Source organism: Qipengyuania sp. L-5Y (genome assembly GCF_056859455.1).
This window is the reverse complement of record NZ_JBSXOM010000014.1, coordinates 1-26030: the sequence shown is the minus strand read 5'-3', so window position 1 is coordinate 26030 and position 26030 is coordinate 1. Positions and strand designations below refer to the sequence as shown.

The window sequence follows — 26030 nt, the reverse complement described above, 5'->3', positions numbered from 1 at the left end:
GGGGACCTAAAGCGAACGTCCTTCAGGCAGCAGGCGCTGAAGCAATTCGCGCTCTGCGCTGTCCGGGTCGTTCACCACTTCGGGGTCGACATCGAAGATCATCGTCGCGCGTTGCTGGACATTGTAGGCCGGCCATTGCGGCAATGCGGCCGTGTTCGGATTGCCCGTACGCGCAAAGGCGATCCAGGCATCCGCCATCAGATCCGCCATGCGCTTCGTTTGCGCGGTTTCCGGTCCGGTATAGCTCAGCGAACGCGCCACATTGTCGAACACGAACGCGATATCCAGTGCGTGGGGCGTTTCCAGCCGGCCGCCTTCCACCGGTGTCTTCCAGTCCAGCCGGTACATGTAGACCGGCGCCGCCTGCGCGCTCTTGCGCTCCGCCTGGCGCAGCGCCGTGTTCCGGTAATTGCGGAACGTGGCCACCTGGAAGAACACGTCGCTCGCATCGTAATCGGGGTGGGCCTTGCGCATCCCGGCGATGATTTCGCCGACATCGGCATCGTCCACGAATGGGGTCAGTTTCGCGGGCAACTGCTCCCATGTCAGGGCGAAGTTTTCCGGACTGCCCAGCCCGCCCTGCAACCGCATCTCGTTATTGTTCGTCCCCACCAGCAGCGGGATGTCCGCCGAAACCGGGTTGGCGTCGGGCGCATAGGGCTGCCGGGTCAACGACCGTCCATCGACCACCGGGCGATAGAAGGCCGCCTTGCTGCGCGATTTCATCATCGCTTCCACGAAATCATCGATCGGCATGGCCGCCAGTTCTTCCACGCTCGACACGCCGGCCGTGGCCATCAGATCCTTTGCCAGCGGCGTGGCCAGACGCGGCGTGAAACCGGCCAGCGACATCGAACCCGATTGGGCGATGGCGCGCTGGAACAGCCCCCTGGCCTGCTCCATACCCATCAGGGTCGATACCTTGGCTGCCCCGCCGCTCTCGCCGAAAATGGTCACGTTCCCGGCATCGCCGCCGATCTCGTCCGCATGATCGCGCACCCATTCCAGCGCCTTCACGATGTCCAGGCTGCCAAGGTTGCCGCTATCGGCATATTTCGGATCGTCCGACAGGCCGGCCAAATAGCTGTATCCCAGCCCGTTCAGGCGGTGGTTCAGCGTGACGACCACTACATCTCCGCGCTCGGCAAGGCGCGATCCGTCATAACCATTGCTGGATCCCGATCCGGTGACGTAACCGCCGCCGTGCAGCCAGACCATGATCGGGCGTTTCTTCCCGTCGCTCAGGCCGCGCGTCCACACGTTCAGGAACAGGCAGTCTTCGCTCGTCCCAACCGAATTTTCCCATGATTTGAACACCGGCACATCGCCCGATGGACGCTGCGGGCATTCGCTGCCGAACTCCGTCGCGGGGCGCGCAGTCGTCCACGGTTCCGGATCGGCGGCCAGCTGGAAGCGCCGCCCTTCGGTCGTGGCGGCATAACGGATACCGCGAAATACGTTCACATCGTTCGATGCGCCTTCGCGCGATCCCGTCACCGCCCCGTATGCGGTTTGCAGTTGCGGCACATTGCCGGCCGATGCCGTTGCCCCTGCCCCGTCCATGGTGGTGCAGGCGGAAAGGCTCAGTGCAGCAGCAGCCACTCCGATCATTGCAGCACGTAATCTCATGTTTCTCCCCTTCGATTCATTGTTCGGAATAATATGGCAGATCGCTCAGATCGCTGGCCCGCACACCGCGTGCCCAGGCGGCCCTGCCGACCACGAATTGTTCTTCCGGCGCCTCGGTGGGCTCCAGTCCGGATGCGATGAAGGCCGCGCGCATGCCTTCACGTGCCCTGGCGTCCAGCACCGGGATCGCACCTTCGGGTGCGTGACTGTCCCGCGGCAGCAGGCCGCCGTTTCCGCCTGCCAGCCATTGATAATAGCGATTGTGCTGCCAGGGATGTGCGCCCTTCCTTATCACCGGGGCTTGCACGGCGAAGAAATGCGACAACGCGGGCTCTATCTGCTGTGCCAGCGCATCGATCTGCGCCGCCTCGCCTGCAGCACAGGCGTCCAGCAGCCGATTGCCGAGCTGTTGCTGCGGGGTCTGCACCGCCTCCGCGTTCCACTGACCGCTCCAGCCGATCCGGAAATGGCGCGCCAGCAGCGGCAGGAAATCGAGATTGACCGGCCCCATCGACAGCCGATCGCCCAATCGCTCGCACAGCTGCATGGTCGATGTCAGCGATACGGGCTGCGAAATTTTCACCGCCACGACATTCTCGAGATCGGCAATGCGGTCGTAAACGTCCAGCGGCTGGCCAGCGGGGCCAAGATGGGGAAACGCACGCCTGCCCGTTGCCGCATACAGCATGACGGGCAGCCCGGTCGCCGAAATGCGCTGCGCCATCAGATCGTATAACTGATCCGCGCTGCTATCCGCTGGATAGGTCGATGCCAGTAGCACAAGGCTGGTTCCGATCTCTTCCAGCTTCTCCAGCAGCGCCTTGTCGTTTTCTACCTCCCGGCTGGCGATAATGCCATGGACAGGAAGATCGGTGCCCGCCTCGTCGATGACGATGCGATAGAATTCGCGCCAGTTCGGATCGCCGGGAAGCGTCCAGTTGATCATCGGCATGGTGCCGGAAAACCCCTGCGCGATCGCATGGCGGACATCGTGACGGATCGCTTCTTCGTCCAGCGTCCGCCCGTCTTCGCGAAATGTCGGCAGGAACAGGTTCATCAGTCCACGAAGATGGCTTTGCCCCCAGACCCGCTGGCTGGAATTGGCAGCGGGCGCGATGCGGTCGGCAACCGGGATACGGGCCGCAAGTCCAGGCGCCGCCATCAGCGCGGCACCCCCGCAAAGCGCCGCTCGGCGCGAAAAGCCCAAACCCTGCAAATTTCCGCTCTCCCGCGTTGTCCGGCACACTCGACCACCGAACCTGCCTTTCAGAGATATAGCTTCATATCCTTGGCTTTGGATATTTCACCCATACTCGAAATACGAAAAAGGCTTAACACGCACCCACAATTGGTTCTAGTGTCAATCGGCAGGACAAGGGAGAATTTGACATGATGACTCGGCGGCAGACTTTGGGATCGGCTTTGGCTCTTGGCGCAGCGGTAATGGCCAAACCCGCCCTGGGGGCCACGATGTTCCCGGTGGTCGAAACGGCCCGCGGCAAGCTTCGCGGTCTGGAATCGGGTGGCATCTCGATCTTCCGCGGGGTCAGCTATGCGGCCGATACATCGGGCGAGAACCGCTTCATGCCGCCGCAACCGGTCGAACCGTGGTCGGGTGTTCGCGATGCGCTCCACTGGACCGATGTCGCCCCGCAGATCCCGGGCGACCGGCGCCATGTCTATGCCGATCTCATCATGGTCGATCGCAATCCTTCGGGAATGGGGGAAGACAATCTCTCGCTCAATCTGTGGACACCAAAGATCGATCCTAATGCGAAAAAGCCGGTCATCGTGGTCCTGCACGGCGGCGGCTTCTATTCGGGGTCGGGCAATTCGGTCGGCATGGACGGCGAACAGATGGCGCGTTTTTCCGACAGCGTGGTCATCGCCATCAACCATCGCCTCGGCGCGTTCGGCTTCCTCCATCTGGCCGAATTCGGCGGGGATGACTTTGCCACCTCGGGCACGGTGGGCATGCAGGATATCGTCGCCGCGCTCGGCTGGGTGCGGGAAAATGTCGCGGCCTTTGGCGGCGATCCGGATCGCGTCCTCGTCTACGGCCAGTCGGGCGGCGGCGCCAAGACCAGCGTGCTGATGGCGATGCCGGGCGGCAAGGGGCTGTTCCAGCGCGCCGGCGTCATGAGCGGGTCTGCGCTCAGGATGATGCCTCCCGAAATGGCATCTGCCACGGCAAAGCGGCTGCTCGACGCGCTGGAAATCGCGCCCGGCGATGTGCGCAAGCTGCAACAGGTGCCTTGGACCACCCTGCTCGAAACGCAGGCCGGGCTCGAAGCGGCCGACCGTGCGCGCGGGGAAGCGCCTCGCAGCTTCGCCCCCGTCGTGGACGGCATTACCCTGCCGCGCCACCCGTGGGACCCGGACGCGCCCTCCATTTCGGCCGACGTGCCGATGATCGTCTCCTCCGTGCTGGACGAACGCTCCTATCGGATGGGGGATTTCGCGATGGACGAAGCGGGCCTCCTCGCTTTCGCGAAGGAACGCCTTGGCGAACGGGCGGCAGATGCGGTCGCCGCCTACCGGGCGGAAGATCCCGATGCCAAGCCCTTCCTCCTTGCCGCGCGCATGGATTCCGATCTCACCTTCCGCAAGGGCGCTTTCGCGCAGGCTGAACTCAAGGCCCGGCAGGGCGGTGCCCCGGTCTGGACCTATCTGTGGACCGAACCCAGCCCCGCGGTCGATGGCCGGTTCGGCGCGGTGCACGGCATCGATGTCGCGCCCAGCCTCTACAACACGCGCGGCGCTCTCAACGGGTCCAGCCCGTCCGCCAACGAACTGGCCGCCGCCATCGCCGGAAGCTGGGCCGCCTTTGCCGCCAATGGCGATCCCAACAACGACCGCGTGCCGGAATGGAAACCCTATTCCGCGCCCCAGCGCACGACCATGATCTTCGATCAGGACCTGCGGGTCGAAGATGATCCGCGCGCCGAATTCCGTAAATACTGGCGCTGAACGCACGATCCCGAAATCTGCCGGACACTGCCGTTTCAGCGGTGTTCGGCAGCCTGATCATACGTATGATTGACATGCTTTCGGGGTGTTTTTTGCTCGCTCCCGGACCCTTCGCGCGCGACCGCAGTTAGGTCAGCAAGGAGGCCCCTTGTGAGCAAAACCATCACCGTCAACGGAACCGAGCGTCCGATCCCCAGCGACCCTCGCGTGTCCCTTCTCGATTTTCTCCGCGAAAATGAAGGGCTTACCGGAACCAAGAAAGGCTGCGACCATGGCCAGTGCGGGGCCTGCACCGTCATCGTCAACGGCATGCGGATCAACAGCTGCCTGACCCTCGCCGCCATGCACGATGGCGACAGCGTCACCACCATCGAAGGCCTCGGCACCCCCACCTCCCCCTCCCCCCTACAGGTCGCATTCGTCGAACATGATGGATTTCAATGCGGCTATTGCACACCGGGCCAGATCTGTTCCGCCACCGCGATGCTCGATGAAATCGCCGCCGGCTTCGCCAGCGATGCGAGCGAGGACCTGCTCGGCGAAATGCAGGCGAGCCCCGAAGAGATCCGCGAACGCATGAGCGGCAACCTCTGCCGCTGCGGCGCCTACGCCAATATCGTCACCGCCATCCGCGAAGTCGCGCAGGGAGACGCCTGATGAAACCATTCGACTTCCAGCGTCCCGATAGTCTTGCCCACGCGCATGAACTCACCGCGCCCGAAGAAGCCACCGCCGTAGCCGGAGGGACGAACCTTCTCGACCTGATGAAGCTCCAGGTCGAAACGCCCGAAAGACTGGTCGACATCAATCGCCTCGGCATGACCGAGATACAGGAAACCGCCAACGGCGGCCTGCGCATCGGTGCGCTGGCGACCAATACCGCGACCGCCAATGACGAGCGGGTCCGGGCGGATTATCCGGTCCTTGCCCGCGCTATTCTGGCTGGTGCAACCCAGCAGTTGCGCAACCGCGCCACGACCGGCGGTAATTTGTGTCAGCGCACGCGCTGTTATTATTTCACCAATATCGATCAGCCCTGCAACAAGCGCGAGCCGGGATCGGGCTGCGGCGCCATCGACGGTATCGCCCATCTGCATGCCGTTCTGGGCACGAGTCCAAGCTGCATCGCGACCTATCCGGGCGACATGGCCGTGGCCCTGAGCGCGCTCGATGCGACAGTGGAGATCGCAAGCCCAGAAAACGATGAGCGCGCCGTTCCCGTCCGCGACTTTCACCTGCTGCCTGGCGACACCCCATGGCGGGAAAACGTACTCGAACGCGGCGAGATCATCACGGCGGTTACCCTTCCTCGTCCAGTCAAGGCCAAACACCTCTACCGCAAGGTACGTGAGAGATCGTCCTACGCCTTCGCCTTGGTGTCGGTCGCCGCCATCGTGGCTGTCGAGGACGGCGTCATCGCCCGAGCCGATCTTGCCTTTGGCGGGCTGGCGCACAAGCCTTGGCACGACGCTCGTCTGTCCGAACTTCTGGTCGGCGAGGCGCCATCTGCTGCGCTGTTCGACAAAGCGGGCGACCTGCTGCTCGAAGGCGCGCGCGGATACGGCGAGAATGACTTCAAGATACCGCTTGCCCGCCGCACCCTTGCCGCGGTGATGGCAGAAGCGACGGAGACCGAGATATGAGCGCGCATCTGAAGCAGGATGAACCTGTCACGTCGAACCGGCTGGATGGGATGAAGCAGGGTATCGTCGGCCAACCCCTTTCCCGTGTCGAGGGTCTGGCCAAGGTTACCGGCACCGCCCCGTATGCGGCAGAATACAAGATCGATAATGTGGCCGAAGGTGTTCTGGTCACTGCGCCGATAACCCGCGGTGAAGTCACATCCATCGACAAGGACAGCGTCCTTTCGATGCCCGGCGTCCTGGCGGTCCTAGACGATGAGCGCCTTACAACTCGCGCAGCGCAAGGCACGGCTAACGAGGCGCCGAAACAAGACCCGGCAACGGTTTGCTATTGGGGTCAGCCGATCGCGGTAGTGGTTGCAGAAACGTTCGAACAGGCGCGCGATGCGGCGAAGCATCTCAAGGTGGAATACCGCGTCCACGAAGGAGCGCCGCTCGATCCCCATCAGGTTACGCCAGAAGAGCAGGATGACGAGACCGTCAATCAGGGCGATCTCGATGCCGCCATGGCTCAGGCCGCGCATACGGTCGATGTGGAAATTGCGACCGAGGGGCATGCGTCCGCAGCCATGGAACCACATGCAGCCATCGCCGAATGGAGAAACGATAAGCTCACTGTCCATGCATCTCTCCAAATGCCAAATTACAATATCGCCGAACTGGCCGACAGTCTGGGGATGGAAGAAAACGATATCCGCCTCGTATCCCGGTATGTCGGTGGTGGCTTCGGATCGAAACTCGGCATCAGCGAAGAGACCGTTGCCGCAGCGATCGCTGCACGCGAACTCGGCCGCCCGGTCCGCGTGGTAATGAGCCGCCAGCAGGTATTTCAATGCATCATGCGCCGCTCCGAAACGACGCAGCAGCTACGATTGGCAAGTGACGAGGAAGGGAAACTCGACGGCTTTGCGCATCATGCGCTGGTGTCCAATCTCCCGGGCGAGGAATTTGCCGAGCCTGTGCTGCAGTCATCGCACTTTCTGTACGGCGGCGAGAACCGGCAACTGAAGCTCGAAGTTGCCCGCATTCATCGAATGACTGCTGGCTCGGTCCGTGCACCGGGCGAAGCCGTTGGCATGCCCGCTCTCGAAGTGGCGATGGACATGCTCGCCGAAAAGTCGGGTGTGGACCCTGTCGAACTGCGGCTGCGCAATATTCCGGATCGCAACCCGGAAGAAGATCTGCCCTTTTCATCGCATAAGCTGGCCGATTGTTTGCGGCAGGGAGCAGAAAAATTCGGCTGGGACAGCGGTCCCAGAAAACCGCGTCAGCAGCGCGAGGGCGAATGGTGGATCGGCACCGGCATGGCGAGTGCGGCGCGCGTCCATAATGTCGGCGAAGCAAAGGCACGTGTGACCCTCAAGAGCGATGGGACGGCCGTGGTCCAGAGCGATATGACCGATATCGGTACGGGTACCTATACGATCGTGGCGCAGATTGCTGGCGAGATGCTCGGCATCCCAATCGAAAAAGTGTTGGTAGAACTCGGCGATACAAATCATCCCCGAGGCCCGGGTTCCGGCGGTAGCTGGGGCGCGGCGTCGATCGGATCGGCCGTGTACGTCGCCTGCGAAGCGCTGCGCGAAAAGCTCGCCCATCGAGCGGGAACAAGCGAAACCGAACTGGACCTGCGTGACGGCTCTGTCGTCGGAGGCAAATCGCTTGTCGAACTGCTGGACGGCGAAGACATCTGCGAAATCGGTCATTACGAACCCGGCGACATCGCGGACAGCCACACCGCATCCGGCTTCGGCGCATTTTTCGCCAAGGTTCGAGTGAACCGCTTTACGGGAGAAACACGCATCGATCATATGCTGGGCGCCTTTGGTTTCGGCCGCGTACTCAACGAAAAAACGGCGAGGTCCCAGTGCCTGGGCGGCATCACCTGGAGCATCGGAGTCGCATTGACGGAAGCCCTGCTGTTCGATCCTGTCGACGGACATCTCGTCAACTGCGATCTGGCCGAATACCACGTACCCGTAAATCGAGATGTACCGGATGTAGATGTCCTGATGCTGGAAGAACGCGATCCCGTTGCCAGCCCCATTCAAGCCAAAGGCATCGGCGAACTTGGAATGTGCGGGGGCGCGGCGGCAATCGCCAATGCAATATATAATGCATGTGGCGCGCGGCTCTTCCAATATCCCATGACACCGGATCGCGTATTGGCTGCCTTGCCGGATTGAATTGCTGACGATTGGAGGAGCCAAGGTTGTCGACCGGCACTGTCACTGCCGACCGTGCTTACTCCCAGCAATCCCGGAGCCTAGCTAAATTGCGCATGAGAAAATTTATGCGATTGATCAACGGTTTCGGCGCCAGTGCCAGGGATCGCCTTCTACTGGCGCGAGAAAACGTCCGTCACTTCGCACCCTGATTGCAGCCTTTGCCAGCAAAGTGTCGAGATCGATCGGCTCGAACGCATGGATTGCAAAGCGGCGATGCGCCGTACGCACCACCTCACCGCGAATGGAAAGACTGCGATGTCGGATCTCAACGCAATCGCCCAAGGCTGGCGTGATCACGGCCTTCAGCAACAGGCCGCTTTCGGACACGTTCACAATCAGAATATCCTGCCATCCATCACCGGATCGCATTTTGACTGGCATGGATACCATCTTGCGCTGGGACCTCTCGGTCTCTTTCGGAGTGCGATCCCAAAGCCAAGCCATGATTGCCCTGTACTCTTGTCTGGTTAGGCGCAGCCTAGCGTTAGCCTAAGCAATTATGCCTACCTTCTGGCATCGAATGCTCCCAGTTCCGGGCGCCAACTCCGCCGCGGACCGTTTGATTGGAACTTAACCAACTTCCCAATCGCTCTTCAGCTAGAGAGCAATCGGAGAAAGGAAAGATCATGGGCGAGTATGAACCCAACGATTCCCGCAATGTGACACAGACGAAATCGAATGTGCCGGGCGAGCCCGAACGAACGGGGCCGCGCGAAGGCGAGACGCGCGATCCACGCAAGGACGCGGACGAGGGCCAGATCCAGCGGAGCGGACACACGCCGGGCGGCAAGGACCTATCACGAGGGTCGGAGCCGGCGACCGGCGCTGCCAGCAGACACCGTCGTTGACAAGCGACATTGAGCGGGCGCCCTGATGGGCGCCCGCTTTACCGATGAAGGTGGATAGACAAGGCGGAGAGCGAGGCATGGGCCAAGATAATCGCAAGCATCCCGATGAGGGTGGCGCAAAAGAACGACATCCCAAACATGAAAAGAGTGACAAGAATCCGGCACTGAAAGAGGAAGACCGGCAAGCTCTAAAGAACCAGAGCAAGGCTGATCCGGAAGATTATCCGGACCGAGGCATTAAACCAGCCTGATCCGATTTCGGCCTCCACCGGCCGAAGACCTTCAGGTGCCACACCAGAGTGGCAGAAATCGACAAGGGTGCATGTTCAATTGGCGCACCCGACATGAATATGATGGGCACTGGAATTATTGGGAAATCCTGGTTTCCCTACCCTCATAACGGCAGCTTTGCGCCCTCATTTCGACCGTATCAGGAACTATCCAAGAGTCCCGCAAGCAGTCATACAGAATTGGCGTTTCGCATATCTAGCGGACCAAAAAGCGGCTTCAGCCTTGGTCGGCTGGTTAGTCTGACAGGGGAGCATACCTCAAAAAATTGGTCGCACACGCGGAGAGCATTCTACGCGTATGATCTACCTCTGCCGTTACCAGCCCGGTGGGAGTTGGCACCATTTTCGCTTCGGGTGGGAAGGTGCCGTAACCGGCGAACAACGCATGCCAGCTCATACTCGCATAGTGCGGATTGCCATCGTGTTGGCGCAGGTTGACCTCGCGCAGGTCCTTATGGGTGAACCAAGCGGTAATCATGCCTTTCAGATTCTCCGACAGCGCGTCGTTGGCCGCATTGTCTCGCCAGTATTGCGTGTCGCTGCGCTGGTTAAGCCGGTAGTGCGCGACGATGTAGTCGCGGATCCCTTCGTACTTGGCAGCGATACGCTGGTTGAACATATCGCGATGCGCTGACCCGTAGCCGCCCTTCTCGTAGGCATCGGCAAAATCGAGCGCAGTGGCGATGACGATGTGCAACGCGGTCGCTTCGAGTGGCTCGATGAAGCCTTGCGACAGGCCGGCAGCGAGACAATTGCCGGTCCAGCTCTCGGCGATCCGACCAACCCGCATCTCCAGAATACGCGCTTCGCCCTCGTCCTGCATCCCAATCGCTTCGCGCAATTCCGCTTCGGCGTCTTCGTCAGATACGTATTTCGATGAATAGACGTAGCCATTGCCGACCCGCGTCGTCAGCGGGATCGACCACCGCCATCCGGCGCGCATCGCGATACTGTCGGTCTGCGGCTTGAAGCGGGCACTATGCGCAGAAGGCAGAACCACCGCGCGATCGTTGAACAGGTTGTCGCCGAACGGAATGAACTGTGCACCCACCGTCTGTTGCGCGAGGACCGAGCGGAAGCCGGAGCAATCGACGAAGATGTCGCCCTCGATCCGTGTCCCGTCCTCGCAGAGGAGCGCGGCGATCTCGGTCTGGGCATCCTGCTCCACATCGGTCACCTTGAGGGGCCGGTGCAATACGCCGCGTTCGGTCGCCCAGTCGCGGAGGAACTGACCCAGCTTGTGCGCATCGAAGTGGTAGCCGTAACTTGGCATGAAGGGGAAGTTGTCCCGCGGGTGCGGGCCCCTGTGTTCTTCCGCCAGGACCTTGGCGAGAAACCAGTCGTCGGGATGGGCGGGCACATCGAAACCCCGCCGGCGAAGCGCGCAATTATGTACGAAACCCGGTTCGGTATGCAGGTCGACGGGCCCCGGAAAGGGGTGGAAATAGCTCTCGAAACCCGGATGCTCGCTCCAGCCGGTAAAGCGGATACCCAGCTTGTAGGTGGCATCGCACGCGGCCATCCAGTCGGCCTCGTCGATGCCGAGATGGTCGAAGAAAGCTTTCAGCTGCGGAGTCGATCCCTCTCCGACGCCGATTATCCCGATTTCGGGACTTTCGACGACGGTGACCTGTCCGCCGCGCGAATGCCAACGGTGGTGCAGCAGGCAGGCGGTTATCCAGCCCGCGCTGCCCCCACCCAGCACTACCACGTGTGGAGGTTTGCTTTCCGTCACCCCTCGATCGGTACCAGCCGCACGGCAAAACCGCCACCGGGAGCCATGCGCAGGTCGAGGCGATCGGTCGCGGTCAGGTCGCGTTGCTCGATGACGATATCGAAGCGGGTGGGTCCTTCGAAATGCGCCGTTGCCGCATCGCGGTAGATTTCGGCGCGATAGGACTTGCCCGGATCGAGGAAATCGAGCGCCAGCGAGACCGAGCGCTCGCTCGCATCGGTGCCGCCACCGATATACCACTCCGCGCTGTTGCGGTCCTTGCGTGCGGTAACGACGTAGTCGCCCACCTCGCCTTCGAGGATGCGGCTTTCGGCCCAGTCGGCCGGGACGTCCTTGATGAACTGGAAGGCATCCTTGTGCTCGGCATAGTGCTCGGGCAGATCGGCGACCATCTGGATCGGGGAGTAGACCAGAACATATTCGGCCAGCGCGCGCGCCATGGTCATTTGAAGGGGTTGGCCGCGGCCCTCCAGGCTGAGGATCCCCGGCGTATAATCCATCGGGCCTGACAGCAGGCGGGTGAAAACCATGGTCGGGATATGGTCCGGACCGTTCGCCGGAACGCCCCAGGCGTTGAATTCCATGCCCCGCGCACCCTCGCGGCTGACCCAGTTGGGATAGGTGCGCCGCAGCCCGGTATCCTTGACCGGCTCGTGCGGATTCATCGCGATTTTGCGCTTCGCCGCTTCGGTCACGACTTTCAGGTGGTGGCGCTGCATCACCTGGCTTTCGGTGCATTCGCGCGTCTCGTGACCATCGGAATGCACGTAGCGCAGGTTGCAGGCGTCGGTGACGTAGCCGGACTTGATGGTCTTCACCCCGCGTGCGGCCATCAGGTCGAGCCCGGCTTCGAGCTGGCTTTCGTAATTGCCGACATCTCCGCTGGTCTCGTGATGGCCGACGATCGGCACGCCCTTTTCGGCAGCGTAGCGAGCAAGTTCCTCAAAGTCGTAATCGGAATAGCTTTCGGTGAAACTGAATTCGCTGCCATTGAAGAACCAGTTTCCGTCCCATCCGATATTCCAGCCTTCGACCAGCACGCCCTTGAACCCGTTTTCCGCAGCGAAGTCGATGTAGCGCATCACGTTCTCGGTGGTGGCACCGTGCTTCGGGCCCGAACCCCAGGTTTCCTCCTCGAGGTGGAGCGACCACCATACGCCGACATATTTGTGCGGTTTGAACCAGCTGACGTCACCGAGCCTATTCGGCTCGTTGAGGTTGAGCTCCACGAGGCTCTCGGCAAGGCCCGCGGCATCGTCGGCGACGCGGATCGTGCGCCATGGCGTTGCAAAGGGCAGGTCGCGTTCGGCACGTGCCGCGCCTGAACCCGTGGGCGCCAGTGTTGCACGGAAATTGGTCCCGGTGGTGCGCTTGATCCACATCCCTGCGAAATCGACCAGCGCAGCCTCGTGAATGGCAACATGCGTGCCATCGTCCATGCGGAAGGTGATCGGCGTGTGCGCCATCGACACCGCGTCGATCGGCGTTTCTTCGTAGAGATATTCGTAGCGATTCCACTCGCCACCGGGAATCCACCAGGCCGTGCCGTCCTGCGCGAGATTGAATTCGGTCAGCTCATCGGCGACCCGCAGTGTCTCACCCATGCTCCGGTCGTCAAAGACATAGCGAAAGGCGACTGCATCGTCGAACACGCGGAAGGTCACGCCGAAACGCCGCTTTTCGTCGCTCTCCTCCTCGAACCGGACGGTCAGTTCGTTGTGATGATCGCGAACGAAGCGTTGCTCGCCCCATGGCTGTTCCCATGTTTCGTCATGGCTTGCCCGCGTCGCGCCGGTAATGGCGAGGCGCCGTTCGAGCTTGTCCTGATCGGTCAGCAGGAAACCGAGCCGGCTTTCCGTGAAGACGGCGTTGCCTCCCTTGTCGATGCGGTAGAAAGGCCGGCCCTCGCCGTTGACATCGACCGTGACGGTGATGGTGCCATCGGGCGAAGCCACGACTTCTTCGGCCAGCGCAGGTGCGCCAAACATCATGGCAAGGAAGGCGAGGAAGGGCAGGAATTTCATAATTCGATCACCATGGCGCTGAGGGGGGGCAGGTTGGCCGAAGTCGCCCCGTTGATGGCGGCCAGCACAGATCCGGTCGCAAGGTCGCCGGGCGCCGCAGCCGTCCTGGGCGCCAGATTGAACAGGCAGCGAACGGTCTGGTTTTGTGCGCGGCGTTCGATAACGAACAGACCGCCGACAGTTTCGCAGCGCACGACTGCGCCGTGATGCAGTGCGGGGGTTGCGCGCCGCAGGCTCAGCATTGCGCGGGTATGGTGGAGGAGCGAGGCATCGTCCCCCTCCTGCATCTCGACCGAACGCGCAGCATTGTCGTTACCGACGGGCAGCCAGGGTTCGCCCTCGGTAAATCCCGAATGTGCGGATGATGCATCCCAGGGCATCGGTGTTCGTGCGCCATCACGGCTGAGCGTAAGTGGCCAGTTGGCAATGGCTTCTGGGTCGTGGAGCTGTTCGAACGGAATATCGACCTGTGTCAGGCCCAGTTCCTCGCCGTAATAGAGGATGATGTTCCCGCGCAGGCAGGCGAGGAGCATCATCTTCATCCGCGCCGCATCGGCGCGCTGGGCCGGCTTCCACCAGCGGCTGACGGCACGGGGCGCATCATGGTTTTCGAATGCCCAGCTCGGCCAGCCTACACCCTCCTCGTCCGGCCATTCGGCCAGCGCGGCGCAAATCGAGCCGGGCGTCAGTTCTTCGGCATAGAGGAAGTTGAAGCCGTAGGCCGAGTTGAGATGCTTCTCGCCCCGGGTGAAAGCCTTCATTTCCACCTCGGCCTCGTCCCCGCCGACTTCGGCAACGGTGAAAATCCCGTCGTAAGCGTCGGTCAGCGCGCGGATCCGCGCGATGAAAGTCGGGATGTCGGGATGCGACATGTTGTACTTCTTGAGCTGGAAATCGAACGGTCGCGAGCGCGGCCTGTCGGTTGCCGGAGCAGGCGGATTGTCGCGCAATTCCGGGTCGTGCATTGCGAAGTTCAGCGCATCGATGCGGAAGCCATCGACCCCGCGATCAAGCCAGAACCGCATCGCTGCAAGCATGGCATCCTGCACCTCGCGATTGTGCATGTTCACCTGCGGCTGCGAATTCAGGAAATTGTGCAGGTAGTACTGACCGCGCCGTGCATCCCAGGTCCAGGCGGGGCCACCGAAGACCGACTGCCAGTTGGACGGCGGCGATCCATCGGGCTTGGCATCGGCCCACACGAACCAGTCCGCTTTCGGGCTGGTCCGGCTCGACCGGCTTTCGACGAACCACGGATGCTCGTCCGATGTATGCGAATAGACCTGATCGATCAGCACCCTGAGCCCAAGCGCATGCGCGCGTGCGATAAGCGTGTCGAAATCCGCCAGCGTGCCGAAGATCGGATCGACGTCGCAATAGTCTGCAACATCGTAGCCGAAGTCCTTCATCGGCGAAGTGAAGAAGGGCGAAATCCAGATGGCATCGACGCCGAGCGAGGCGACATGTCCCAAGCGCCGCGTGATACCGGGCAGATCGCCGATCCCGTCACCGTTGGAATCCTGAAAGCTGCGCGGATAGATCTGGTAGATTGCCGCACCCTTCCACCAGGGCCGATCGGTTGCCGGGGCGGCAACAGCCTCGAATGCGTCGGCGCGGTTCATTCTGCCACCTCCGACACGCGGCATACGGCCCAGCCGAAGGCGGGCAGCGTCAGCGCGGCGCTCCCCGGGGCGGAAACCTTCGCCGGGCACGTACCGGCCAGTTCGTCGAAGCTGCGGGCATCGTAGCCGACGACGATGTTGGCACTGCGTTCTGCATCGGAGGTATTGAAAGCTGCCAGATATTCCTCGCCCGTGTCCGGGTCGAAGCGACTCACGGCAAAGATGCCCGGTTCCTGATCGTAGTGCCGCACAACCTGCCTCCCGCGCGAAAGCGCCGGATTCGCGCGGCGTATGGCGGAGAACTGCGCAATCAGTTCGAACAGGGGGTGGCTTTCGTCGAAATTGCTTTGCGCCGTGGTTGCATCGGTGCCGATCAGGTCGTTGTCGTTGTAGCTGGCCGTGCGGGAGGGGAACATGTCCTCGCGCGCGGCCTGATCGTTACCATCGCCGACGAAGCCTTGTTCGTCGCCGTAATAGATGACCGGGCTGCCCCGCAGGGTCAGTAGCATCGCATGCGCAAGCTTTACCCGCGCGAGCAGTTCCTCCTGCCCGATCTCGGGCCAATCCGCCTTCACGAGGGTCGAGAAACGGCCCATGTCATGATTGCCGAGGAAGGTCGGTAATGCGAGCGCGGCCTCTTCGCCGCCTTCATACAGCACATCGCCATCGAACATTTCTGTCAGGATATTCGTGCCCTTGCCCTGGCCCACGGTTTCGCGCAGCGCCTGTGCGAAGGCGAAATCGAGCACGGCGGGGAAGCCATCGCGCCGCGTATATTGCGCGATATACCCATTGTCGGGTGTGTCGCGGTAGACCTCGCCGAAAATGTGGAAGTTGGGAATTCCTGCATCGTCGGCGGTTTTCAGCATGGCCGGAACGAAGGCCTGCCAGAATTCCGGGTTCACATGCCGCGCGGTGTCGACGCGGAACCCGTCGATCCCGAAATCGCGGATCCAGTTTGCGTAGATTTCGATCATCCCTTCGACGACACGCGGGTGTTCGGTGAACAGATCGTCGAGACCTGCGAAATCGCCGAACCGGCTGCTCTCGCCGGTAAAGGTCGTGTCGCCGCGGTTGTGGTAGTAGATCGTATCGTTCAGCCAGTCGGGAACCTTGCTCTCCGCTTCATCCGTCGGGACCACCGGCGTGTAGGCATAGGACGGGTCCGTCAGCCTGGCGAAATTGCCTGCGCTACGGTCTTCGTCGCCCATGAAACCCGGATTGACCGGCGCGCCATCCACGCCGCCCCACCGCGAATAGGGAAAGTCCCCCTTGCTGCGATAGACATAGTCCGTCGCATCACCCTCGGCATAGCGGATTACGTCGGCGGTGTGGTTGGTGATGATGTCCATGTAGACTTTCATTCCGCGCGCATGCGCAGCGTCGACGAAGGACTTGAACTCGGCACGCGAGCCGAAATGGCCGTCGGGCCGTGTGAAGTCGGTTACCCAATAGCCGTGATACCCGGCACTCTCATTGCCTTCGGGGCCCTGTACCGGCTTGTTCTGGAAAATCGGCGCAAACCAGATGGCCGTTACGCCCAGCCGATCGAGATAATCGAGCCGCTGCGTCAGGCCTTTCAGGTCACCCCCATGGAAGAACCCCTTATGTTCGGGGTCGTAACCCGTCTCCAGACGGTCCCCCACGAAATCCCCCCGATCGTTGGAGGGATCGCCATTCTCGAAGCGGTCCGGAAGCACGAAGTAGACGATCTCTTCGGACGGCGGGCGGCCCCGAAAGTTCGTTTCGCCGGCATTGTCCTGAGCCTGCGCAGGCGAGACGGACGCAAGACCGAGCGTAAGCAGCGGGAGGACGAAACGGATCATGCGGCAGTGTTCCTTTTGGCGGGACGGGCCATCAACCTGCCCAGCGTATCTGCGTGGTGCGGCATGGCGGCAGCGGCCTGCTCGAGCTGGCGCTCCTGCGATGCCAGAAAATCGAGGAGGTCCTGTTCGGCCATGGCATCGGCCAGCGGATTGTAGTGATTGGCCAAGACGCCCTGTCCAGCGAAAACCTGGAACCAGGCGACCTCGGTAAACAGTTCCTCATGCTCGCGATGGATGTGGCCCGTATCGCGCCACTGGTCGATCTTGGCCTGCAAGGCGGCAGGCAGGTCGAGCGCGCGCATGGCATCCCAGAAGGGATCGCCTTCGCGCCCGTTAGCCCAGTAATGGAGAACGAGAAAATCCCGCACGCGGCTCCATTCGAAATCGGCCTGTGCATTGAAATGGTCGATCGTAGACGGCGTGGACCTGCCGGCGGGCAGAAGTTGCAGAAACCGGGCAAGCGCGCTTTGCACCAGGTGGATACTGGTAGATTCGAGCGGTTCCATGAATCCCGCAGCCAGCCCCAGTGCCAGGCAATTGCCAATCCATTGCCGCCGCCGCTTGCCGGTGGTGAAGCTCAGCAGACGCGGGGTCCCATCGGGACTTCCGTCCAGATTGGCCAGGAGCGTATCGGCCGCATCGGCCTCGCTGCAGAATTGCGAACTGAAGACGTAGCCGTTTCCGATCCGGTGCTGCAGCGGAATGCGCCACTGCCAGCCGGCCTTGCGCGCCACCGCGCGGGTGTAGGGGGTGAAATCACCGCCGCTGGCGCAAGGCACCGCGAGGGCGCGGTCGCAGGGCAGCAGGTTCGACCAGTCATCGAACCCGGCCTCCATCGCCCCCTCGATCAGAAGCGCGCGAAAACCGGTGCAGTCGATGAAGAAATCGGCTTCCATGCGGCGGTCGCCATCCAGCACGAGTGCCGCAATATCTCCGGTTTCGCCGTCGCGCTCCACCCGCTCGATCACGCCTTCGGTGCGCACGGCACCCCGCGTTTCGGCATAATGGCGCAGGAAAGTGGCATAGAGCGAGGCGTCGAAGTGGTAGGCGTAAGGCAAGTAGGCCCCGCCCGGCCCTGGCATGCGCAGATTGCGCGCGGCCACCTCATTGGGCGAATAAAGCGCCAGGTCCTTCGCATGGCCCAGCGCCTTGGCGCGCAGCCAGTAATGGCGAAAAGCGATGAGGCCCGACGACTGACCGACCGGGCCGAACGCGTGCATGTAGCTTTGGCCTTCACCGCGCCAGCCATCAAACGCGATGCCGAGCTTGAAGCTGCCTTTGGTCTCGCGCAGGAACTCGGCCTCGTCGATGCCCAGCGCCTGGTTGAAATGGCGGATCTGCGGGATCGTCGCTTCGCCAACGCCGACCGTGCCGATTGCCTCGCTTTCGACCAGCGCGACCCGGTAGTCCGGAGGCAGGAACCGGGCCAGCAATGCCGCCGCCATCCAGCCAGCGGTCCCGCCGCCGGCGATCAGGATACGAAAGGTGCGATTGTCATTCACGGCTCAACCCTGTTTCCCGAGACGGCAAGGTGTGGCGGCGCGTTTGCCTGCGAAACCTTGGAAAGGATAGGGCGGCATGGCCGCGCGGAACCGCGCCGCCCTTTCCGGGAGAAACACTAGAACTTGTACGTGAACCCGGCCAGGAAACGGCGGCCGTATTCCTGATAGTCGATTACCGCGCGTGGTTCGGGCACGTCAAACTGCGAAACGAAAGGTGCATTGGTCAAATTCTGGCCCTGGATGTAGAGCGAAAGGCCTTCGAGCGCGCTACCCGACTGGAATTCGTAACCGATCTGCGCATCGAAGATGGTTTCCGCTCGCGCCAGGCGGCGTGTCGGCGATCCTCCGAAACCGGTAAAGTCGGCCAGGAACTCGGACCGGTACCGCACGCTGCCGCGCGCGCTGAAGCCGTTGAGATCGTAATAGAGCGTGCCGTTGGCGACCCATTCGGAATATCCCGGGATCTGGTCGGTATCGCCGTTCGCATTCTCGACCTTGGTCTTCGTGTAGCCCGCCCCGCCGGTAACGCCGAAGCCGTTGAGCGCACCGGTGAAGACATCGAACGGCACCGTCGCGGCCAGTTCGACGCCGTAGAAATTGCCGCCGCCCGTGTTCACTTCGGAATCGAGGAAACCGATCGTGGTGGCCGGGGTCTGCCCGGCCGGCTGCGGGAACGGCGCGTAGTCGAAGATCACGCGAGACCCGTCAATATAGCTGACCAGATCCTTGTAGAAGACCTGCGCCGCGATCACCCCGGCGCCCCCGGCGAAATATTTTTCTATATTCAAATCGACAGCATTGGCACGATAGGGGCGCAACAGCGGATTACCGCCGCCGCCACTGATGAAGGGCGCTTCGCCCGTCGGACTTTCACCCGCATTGTTATTGATGCCGTAGCTGATGGCGACACGCAGGTCGTCGAGTTGCGGGCGCTGGATCTGGCGGCTGGCGGCCACACGGAACACCCATCCACTATCCGTGCGCAGAGACAGGTTGGCACTGGGCAGGACGTCCCAGTAATTATCGCCGAGCGAAAGATCGACGCGGTCTGCCGCGCCGTCGCCATCGATATCGGCGAATGCGACACCGGTCGAATTCTGTTCGGTATTGATTGCCTGCACGCCGACATTCCCGGTCAGCACGCCCACGCCCATTTCCTGCTCGATATCGAGCTGCAGATATGCGGTCATCAGCTTTTCGGTGATGCCGTAGGCCTTGGCCGGAACGTCGTTCGACGGGTTGGGATCGAGCACAAGCGTGCCGTCCGCGATCAGGTCGCGCACATCGTAGCTGACGATCGGGCCTAGACCGAGATAGCCAAGGTCGGTCTCGCGCAGCAGCGCGCTATTCGGGATGGCCACTTCGGTCGCGCCGTTTGCGGGGGACACGAAAAATTCGTCCGGAGTGAGGTTCTTGGATCGATCAGTATAGGCGAGGCCGAAATTGATCTTGGAGAAGAAGCCACCCAACTCCTTGCCCACGCCTAGACGATACTGGAACAGCTCATCTTCCACGATACGGTCATTGTAATATCCCGCCTGGATCCGGTCGCCGCCCCAGCCGAGCGGATCGGTCAGCACGATCAGGTTCGGATCTCTGTAATCGAGCGTAGGTGAAAAGCTGGTACCTTCTGTCCCAGAGATGAAATCGATCGTATCGGTCGCACCCACTCCGGCGCCGTAACCGGTACCCGAGTAGCTTTCGATGCTGAGTTCTTCACGGTCGGTGCGCGAATAGCCGAAATCGAAGAAGGCATTCCAGCCGTCATTGCCTTGGTAGTCGAGATTGATGCCGCCCGAATAAAGATCGGCCTTGCGCTGGAATACGTCATTGCGAACCACGCCCTCGACGTTTTCGAACGTGCCCGCCTCGGCAAAACCGCCGAATGGGCCATCGACCACGGTGGTATTCGTGGGCGCACCGTTGAAGCCCAGAGGCAGTTCGATTCCGCGCTTGGACTGATCGTCGTCGAAGTTGGAATAGAAGCCGTCGACCGTAACCATGAAAGTCGGGCTGGCTTCGAACTGCACCGTGCCGTTGACGCCGAAGCGCTTGAGTTGAGTGGAGGTGACGAAGCTCTTGTTACCGCCGATCACGAAGGGATTGCCTGTCGTTCCGTCACCGGCATAGCCCCAAGCGTTGAATTCCTGCAGTTGATAGGGCTCGTCGGTATAGGCGGCTGCCAGCGCCACGCCCAGCGTATCGTCGGCGAACTGGTCGACAAAGGTCGCATTTACACGGTAGCCGAATTCCTTCGACCCGGCATTGAGCGCGCCCAGATCGGCATAGGACCCCTTCGCACCGACAGCTAGGATACGTTCGTCTGCCTCGAGCGGACGGATGGTACGCACATCGATCGTCCCGACGAGGCCCTGGCCGATAAGGCTGGCCGATGGTGTCTTGTAAACATTGACTTGGTTGACGACTTCGGAAGGGTATTGGTCAAATTCGACCGCCCGGTTGTCGCCGGTCGAGGTCTGTTCGCGCCCGTTCAGCAGCGTCTGGGAGAAGTCGGGGCCGAGCCCGCGAATGGCGATGACGTTTGCGCGGCCGTTGAGGCGCTGCGAAGTGACGCCAGGCAGGCGGGCGATCGATTCCCCGATGGAATCGTCGGGCAGTTTGCCAATGTCTTCTGCCGTTACCGATTCCAGGATCAGGTCGCTGTTGCGCTTGGTGCTGACCGAAGTCGCCAGCGACTCGCGAAAGCCGGAAACGATGATAACATCGTCGGATTGCGCATCGGCGTCCGCTTCCGCCTCGACATCGACGTTCGGATCGACGTCCTGCGCGACTGCCGGTGTCGCCATCGCGGCCAGCGAAACGGCAAATGCCGACATGCTGACGGTGGCGGTAAATCTGTTGCGATTTGCCATTTCAAAGCTCTCCCCAAAAGGCCCGGAACCGTTCTCGGTTGCCTGGGCCGCAGTCCAATTCTCGACAGGTCCTGCGTGGTGCAAACAACCTGTACGGCGCTGGCATATGTCGGGATCGGCAAGTCGCGATAGACAGCATACGTATGTGATTGCGCCGCAACACGGCTTGGTGCAATTTTGTCATAGCCTCGCCAAAATAGCCGATCCCCGCGGGACCCGAGCGCTTCAAGTTGCCTGTCCCGTTCCGTGTACCTATGGTCGCGGGCGAAATAGTATGGGAGCACTGCCCCGGAGGAGGAGAGCGATGGGTCGAAAGCCGACGGGTCGGCCGACCAGTTTCGATATCGCCTATGCCGCAGGGGTATCGCAGCCCACGGTGAGCCGCGCGCTCCGCGGCGACAAATCGGTCAGCGCCAATACCCGGGCAAGGATCGAAGCCATCGCTCGCGATCTCAATTATACGGTCGACAAGAACGCCTCGTCATTGCGTAGCCAGAGGTCGAATACGATCGCGCTGCTGTTTTTCGAAGACCCGACTCCCGACGAGAGCATGATCAACCCATTCTTCCTCGCGATGCTCGGCTCGATCACCCGGGCCTGCGCCGACCGCGGTCTAGACCTGTTGATATCGTTCCAGCGCATGGAGGATGACTGGCACGTCCAGTACCAAGACAGCCACCGTGCCGACGGGCTGATCCTGCTGGGCTATGGCGATTACACCAAATACCGCGAAAGAATGGAGCAGCTCGTCCGACAGGGCACGCATTTCGCGCGCTGGGGTTCGGTTTCGAGCGACACGAGCGGCGTCACGGTCGGGACGGATAACGTCACCGCCGGCAAGCTCGCCGGTCGGCACCTGATTGAGAGTGGACGACGGCGCATTGCTTTTCTCGGCCATGCCGACGACCACTATCCGGAATTTGCCGGCCGGTACCGTGGGTTGCTGGAAGCAATGCAGGACGGGGGAATCGCAAAAGACGCGGCGCTCCAGTTCGATGCGCTGACAACCGAAGAAGAGGGCTGGACTGCCGCGAAAGGCCTGCTCGACAGCGGCGCACAATTCGATGCGATTTTCGCGGCCAGCGACTTGATCGCCATTGGCGCAATGCGGGCTCTGGCCGAGGCCGGCCGCCGCGTTCCGCAGGACGTCGCGGTGGTCGGTTTCGACGATATCCCCGCGGCCAGCCTCACGACCCCCCCGTTGACCACGGTGATGCAGGACATTCGCGGCGCGGGGCAGGCGCTTGTCGAGACGCTGCTGGCACAGATCGAGGGACGCGACCTCCCCCCGCGAAAACTCCCTGGAAAGCTGGTTGTGCGCGGCAGCAGCGGTAGAACTTAGCGGGCCAGCGTATTCGTATACGCACTTGGCGCGGACAGCGCGCCGTGCCAGCGTTCGTCACGAGCAATGCTGCAGCGGGCACAAAGACCGGCGTGGCCAGGGACGAGGGACTTCGCATGACGCAGGCGCTGCGGGAAAAACCGCGCCAGAATTTCGCCGGGCTGTGGAATATCAGCTTCGGGTTTTTCGGCATCCAGATCGGCTTCGCACTACAGAATTCAAACATGAGCCGCGTCTTCCAGACGCTGGGATCGAGCATCGACGACCTGCCCGCACTGTGGGTGGCGGCACCGCTTACCGGCCTGCTCGTGCAGCCGATCATCGGCCACCTTTCGGACCGCACCTGGAATCGCCTCGGGCGCCGCCGCCCCTATTTCCTCACCGGGGCCATCCTGTCCGCCATTGCGCTGTTCCTGATGCCGTTGAGTCCCGCTTTCGGCGCTCCACTGTTATTCGCCGCAGCAATGCTCTGGATGCTCGATGCGTCTCTCAACATCTCGATGGAGCCCTTCCGCGCCTTTGTCGGCGACATGCTGCATGCCGATCAGCACGCCGCCGGCTATGCGGTGCAGACAGCCTTCATCGGCGCAGGTGCCGTGGTGGGATCGATCTTCCCCTGGCTTCTCGAACAGGCCGGCGTCAGCAACGTGGCGCCGGACGGAGGTATCCCGGATACGGTTAAGTTGAGCTTCTGGGGCGGCAGCCTCGCGCTCTTCTCGGCGGTCATGTGGACCATCGTCACGACGAAGGAATACAGTCCGGACGAGCAGGCGGCCTTTGCAAGCGGAGAGGTCGATCCGCCAACGCAGCCGGTCCGCGCGCTTGCCAGCAAGAGTTATGTCGGCAGCACCCTCTGGGTGGTTGCAGGTCTGCTTGCGGTCCTCGCCGTCGACGCTCTCGGGCTCGAGAAAGAAGTCCTTTTGCTCGGCGCCTTGCTGGTTGCCTACGGCTTTCTGAGCGCAATCGGGATCACACTCGCCAAGCGGGGCCGGACAGCCAACATGCTTTCCAGCATCGTCGGCGACTTTTCGGGCATGCCCGAAGTCATGAAACGCCTGGCGCTGGTGCAATTCTTCAGCTGGTCGGCGCTTTTCATCATGTGGATCAACACCACGCCGATCGTCACGCAATACGTCTTCGGCAGCACCGATACCGCGAGCGTCGCCTACAACGAGGGCGCAAACTGGGTGAACGTGCTCTTCACAGTCTACAACGGCGTTGCCGCCATCGCCGCCCTTGCGCTTCTACCGGCGATGAGCCGCCGTCTCGGCCAGGTCATGACGCATTCAATTTGCCTGGCGCTTGGCGCGGCGGGCTTTTTGATGTTCTTCTTCGTGCGCGATGCCGGGGCATTGCTGCTGGCGGAGGTGGGCATCGGCATCGCGTGGGCCAGCATCCTGGCCATGCCTTACGCCATTCTCGCCAGCAACCTTCCGCAGGCAAAGCTTGGCATATACATGGGCCTGTTCAACGTGTTCGTCGTTGTCCCGCAGCTGCTGGTCGCGACCGTCATGGGCAGCATCATGCAGGCGTACTTTCCGGGCGAGCCGGTGTGGACCATGCTGTTCGCGGCGGCGAGCTGGCTGATCGCGGCACTGGCCATGCAGCGCGTGAAAGCCGTGATCCCTTCGGAGAAATCCCATGCATAAGCTCGTCGCTACCGCCGCGGCGCTAGCCGTTCTCGCAAGCGGGACAGACGCGCGTGCCGACACCTCCCCGCCGACCGGTTGGGAAGCCCAGGACAAGGTGACACTGGCGCATCCCGAATGGGCGCGCAACGCGGTGCTTTATCAGATCAATACCCGCCAGTTCACAGCCGAGGGAACCTTCGCCGCTGCCATGCAGGAACTGCCGCGCCTCAAAGAACTGGGCGTCGATATTCTCTGGCTCATGCCGATCCACCCGATCGGCGCGGAACACCGCAAGGGCACCCTTGGCAGCCCCTATTCCGTGCAGGACTATTACGCGGTGAACCCCGAATTGGGTACCGAGGAGGACTTTCGCGCCTTCGTCGATGCCGCGCATGCACAGGGCTTCAAGGTGATCCTCGATCTCGTCGCGAACCACACCGCCTGGGGCAACGAACTCGCGAAGCAGCATCCCGACTGGTACGAGAAAGACTGGAAGGGCGACTTCCGCCCGACCCCCTGGTGGGACTGGTCCGACATCATCGACCTCGACTGGTCCAAGCCCGGCGTGCGCGAGCATGTTGGCGGGGCCATGGAATATTGGGTCCGCGAGTTTGGCGTCGACGGATATCGCGCCGACGTGGCGGGTTACGTCCCGCTCGATTTCTGGGAGACCGCGCGGGCGCGGCTCGACGCGATCAAGCCAGTCTTCATGCTTGGCGAGGTGCAGCAGGCCGCCTTTCACTACGCCGCCTTCGATGCGACCTATGCTTGGGACTGGAACAACACGTCGAAGAACGTCGCGAAAGGCAAGGGCGATGCGACCAGCTTCTACGGCTATTATGCCGAGAACGAGAGCCTGTGGCCGCGCCAGGCCATGCGCATGACTTATATCGAGAACCATGACAGCAACGCGTGGGAAGGCACGACGCAGGAGAATTACGGGGCCGCACTCGATGCGATGACCGTGCTTTCCTTCACCGGCGAAGGCCTGCCGCTGATCCATAACGGAATGGAAGCCTGCAACGCTAAAAGGCTCGAATTCTTCGAACGCGATCCCATCGACTGGGGCCGCGGCGAAGATTGTGCCTATGGCGATCTGCTCCAAAACCTGATTGCCTTTCGCAAGGCCAATCCGGCGCTCGCCAACGGTCAATGGGGCGCACGCATGCACAAGTTGGAAACCGACCGTCCCGAGCGGGTATTCGCATGGGTCCGGACGGCGGGCGAAAACCGGGTCGTCGCCTTCTTCAACTTCGGCGATAAGCCGGTGACGGTCACGCCCACAAGCGCGCTTGCCGATGGGACTTATGAGCGGTTCGGCACTCCCGAGCGAGTAGTCCTGCGAGAAGGGCAGGAGCTTCGCCTGCCGGGGTGGGGCTATCTGCTCCTGGCCCGCAATTGAAAACATGATCGGTCGTCCCCCATCGAATCCGTTTCAAGTGATACTCGGCGGTAGAAGAACGGGCCGCTCTTTCCTGTCTGATAGTGAATATGCCACCTGAGTTGCCGTCCGATCGGCAGTGATTACCCGTATCGTCTCAAGCTGCTGCATGCGTAATGGCCGGTTCCTCTGTGACAGACGCCAAAAGCGGACCGACAGCAAACGGCCCATTTCTGGACGCCACCGACGCTGCCACTATTGTAAATCTACAAACCTAGAGCACAAAATAGGGCCGAATCCATTGGGCATAAAGAAGACCCTGGACGTCATCCAGTGATGAACGAATTCACCCCAGTTTGGCAAAGTTGGCCACCCCCGGTGCCGGCTGTCGTGAGTGGCGTATCGGTGCGGGAGACAGCCCGCCAAGTCCCCCCGCCGCATCGACAACCTTCGAAAGCCTGTCATCATCGATCCGGTAATAGACAA

Annotated in this window: 18 protein-coding genes; 9 read left to right on the top strand and 9 right to left on the bottom strand. The window is 61.8% G+C overall.

The genetic code is table 11. The annotated features are described in order from the left end of the window. Nucleotides 1-6 precede the first annotated feature (6 nt). Both AC13F2_RS00850 and AC13F2_RS00845 read right to left on the bottom strand, forming a co-directional pair. Nucleotides 7-1629: a carboxylesterase/lipase family protein gene (locus AC13F2_RS00850; protein WP_482964199.1), complete on the bottom strand. Its 1623-nt coding sequence runs from the start codon at nt 1627-1629 to the stop codon at nt 7-9. A 16-nt stretch (nt 1630-1645) separates the two neighbouring features. After that, entirely contained in the window at nt 1646-2791 is a 1146-nt protein-coding gene (locus AC13F2_RS00845; RefSeq protein WP_482964198.1) for a dihydrodipicolinate synthase family protein, read from the bottom strand. 281 nt (nt 2792-3072) lie between these two features. Between AC13F2_RS00845 and AC13F2_RS00840 the strand changes: the two genes are divergently transcribed. From AC13F2_RS00840 to AC13F2_RS00825, 4 genes are all read left to right on the top strand, one after another. Then, the gene (locus AC13F2_RS00840) at nt 3073-4599 is read left to right on the top strand and encodes a carboxylesterase/lipase family protein (RefSeq protein WP_482964197.1); all 1527 of its coding nucleotides are present in this window, start codon (nt 3073-3075) and stop codon (nt 4597-4599) included. 150 nt (nt 4600-4749) lie between these two features. Further along, nucleotides 4750-5256, top strand: a complete 507-nt coding sequence (locus tag AC13F2_RS00835; RefSeq protein WP_196847847.1) for a 2Fe-2S iron-sulfur cluster-binding protein — start codon at nt 4750-4752, stop codon at nt 5254-5256. Further along, nucleotides 5256-6242 carry an FAD binding domain-containing protein gene (locus tag AC13F2_RS00830; RefSeq protein WP_482964196.1) on the top strand — a complete coding sequence of 329 codons (987 nt, stop codon included), beginning with the start codon at nt 5256-5258 and terminating at the stop codon, nt 6240-6242. The genes AC13F2_RS00835 and AC13F2_RS00830 overlap by 1 nt, the downstream gene beginning before the upstream one ends. Then, complete coding sequence (locus AC13F2_RS00825; RefSeq protein ID WP_482964195.1) at nt 6239-8428, top strand: xanthine dehydrogenase family protein molybdopterin-binding subunit; 2190 nt, start codon at nt 6239-6241, stop codon at nt 8426-8428. Before AC13F2_RS00830 ends, AC13F2_RS00825 begins: the two co-directional genes overlap by 4 nt. A 117-nt stretch (nt 8429-8545) precedes the next feature. On the opposite strand, the gene AC13F2_RS00820 is transcribed toward AC13F2_RS00825, so the two are convergent. Further along, complete coding sequence (locus AC13F2_RS00820; protein ID WP_482964194.1) at nt 8546-8914, bottom strand: PilZ domain-containing protein; 369 nt, start codon at nt 8912-8914, stop codon at nt 8546-8548. Nucleotides 8915-9096: 182 nt separating this feature from the next. Between AC13F2_RS00820 and AC13F2_RS00815 the strand changes: the two genes are divergently transcribed. Then, nucleotides 9097-9318: a hypothetical protein gene (locus AC13F2_RS00815; protein ID WP_222827889.1), complete on the top strand. Its 222-nt coding sequence runs from the start codon at nt 9097-9099 to the stop codon at nt 9316-9318. Between the two features lie 77 nt (nt 9319-9395). Further along, nucleotides 9396-9569, top strand: a complete 174-nt coding sequence (locus AC13F2_RS00810; RefSeq protein WP_482964193.1) for a hypothetical protein — start codon at nt 9396-9398, stop codon at nt 9567-9569. 274 nt (nt 9570-9843) lie between these two features. Here the strand turns inward: AC13F2_RS00810 and AC13F2_RS00805 are convergent, their stop codons facing one another. The 6 genes from AC13F2_RS00805 to AC13F2_RS00780 form a co-directional block, all read right to left on the bottom strand. After that, nucleotides 9844-11319 carry a tryptophan halogenase family protein gene (locus tag AC13F2_RS00805; protein WP_482964192.1) on the bottom strand — a complete coding sequence of 492 codons (1476 nt, stop codon included), beginning with the start codon at nt 11317-11319 and terminating at the stop codon, nt 9844-9846. Nucleotides 11320-11339: 20 nt separating this feature from the next. Next, the gene (locus AC13F2_RS00800; protein ID WP_482964191.1) at nt 11340-13367 is read right to left on the bottom strand and encodes a glycoside hydrolase family 97 protein; all 2028 of its coding nucleotides are present in this window, start codon (nt 13365-13367) and stop codon (nt 11340-11342) included. Next, entirely contained in the window at nt 13364-14989 is a 1626-nt protein-coding gene (locus AC13F2_RS00795; RefSeq protein ID WP_482964190.1) for an alpha-amylase family glycosyl hydrolase, read from the bottom strand. Before AC13F2_RS00795 ends, AC13F2_RS00800 begins: the two co-directional genes overlap by 4 nt. Beyond that, complete coding sequence (locus tag AC13F2_RS00790) at nt 14986-16815, bottom strand: alpha-amylase family glycosyl hydrolase (protein ID WP_482964189.1); 1830 nt, start codon at nt 16813-16815, stop codon at nt 14986-14988. Before AC13F2_RS00790 ends, AC13F2_RS00795 begins: the two co-directional genes overlap by 4 nt. Beyond that, nucleotides 16812-18317: a tryptophan halogenase family protein gene (locus AC13F2_RS00785; RefSeq protein ID WP_482964188.1), complete on the bottom strand. Its 1506-nt coding sequence runs from the start codon at nt 18315-18317 to the stop codon at nt 16812-16814. The genes AC13F2_RS00790 and AC13F2_RS00785 overlap by 4 nt, the downstream gene beginning before the upstream one ends. Before the next feature lie 116 nt (nt 18318-18433). Beyond that, on the bottom strand, nt 18434-21190 hold the full coding sequence (locus tag AC13F2_RS00780; RefSeq protein WP_482964187.1) for a TonB-dependent receptor: 2757 nt from the start codon (nt 21188-21190) through the stop codon (nt 18434-18436). A gap of 304 nt (nt 21191-21494) precedes the next feature. Here AC13F2_RS00780 and AC13F2_RS00775 point away from each other — a divergent pair, with 304 nt between their 5' ends. From AC13F2_RS00775 to AC13F2_RS00765, 3 genes are all read left to right on the top strand, one after another. Next, nucleotides 21495-22532 (top strand): LacI family DNA-binding transcriptional regulator, encoded by a 1038-nt coding sequence (locus AC13F2_RS00775; RefSeq protein ID WP_103023861.1) that lies wholly within the window; start codon nt 21495-21497, stop codon nt 22530-22532. Nucleotides 22533-22648: 116 nt separating this feature from the next. After that, entirely contained in the window at nt 22649-24181 is a 1533-nt protein-coding gene (locus tag AC13F2_RS00770) for an MFS transporter (protein WP_482964217.1), read from the top strand. Next, nucleotides 24174-25565, top strand: coding sequence for an alpha-amylase family glycosyl hydrolase (locus tag AC13F2_RS00765; protein WP_482964186.1), 1392 nt, complete (start codon nt 24174-24176; stop codon nt 25563-25565). Before AC13F2_RS00770 ends, AC13F2_RS00765 begins: the two co-directional genes overlap by 8 nt. Nucleotides 25566-26030: the final 465 nt, after the last annotated feature.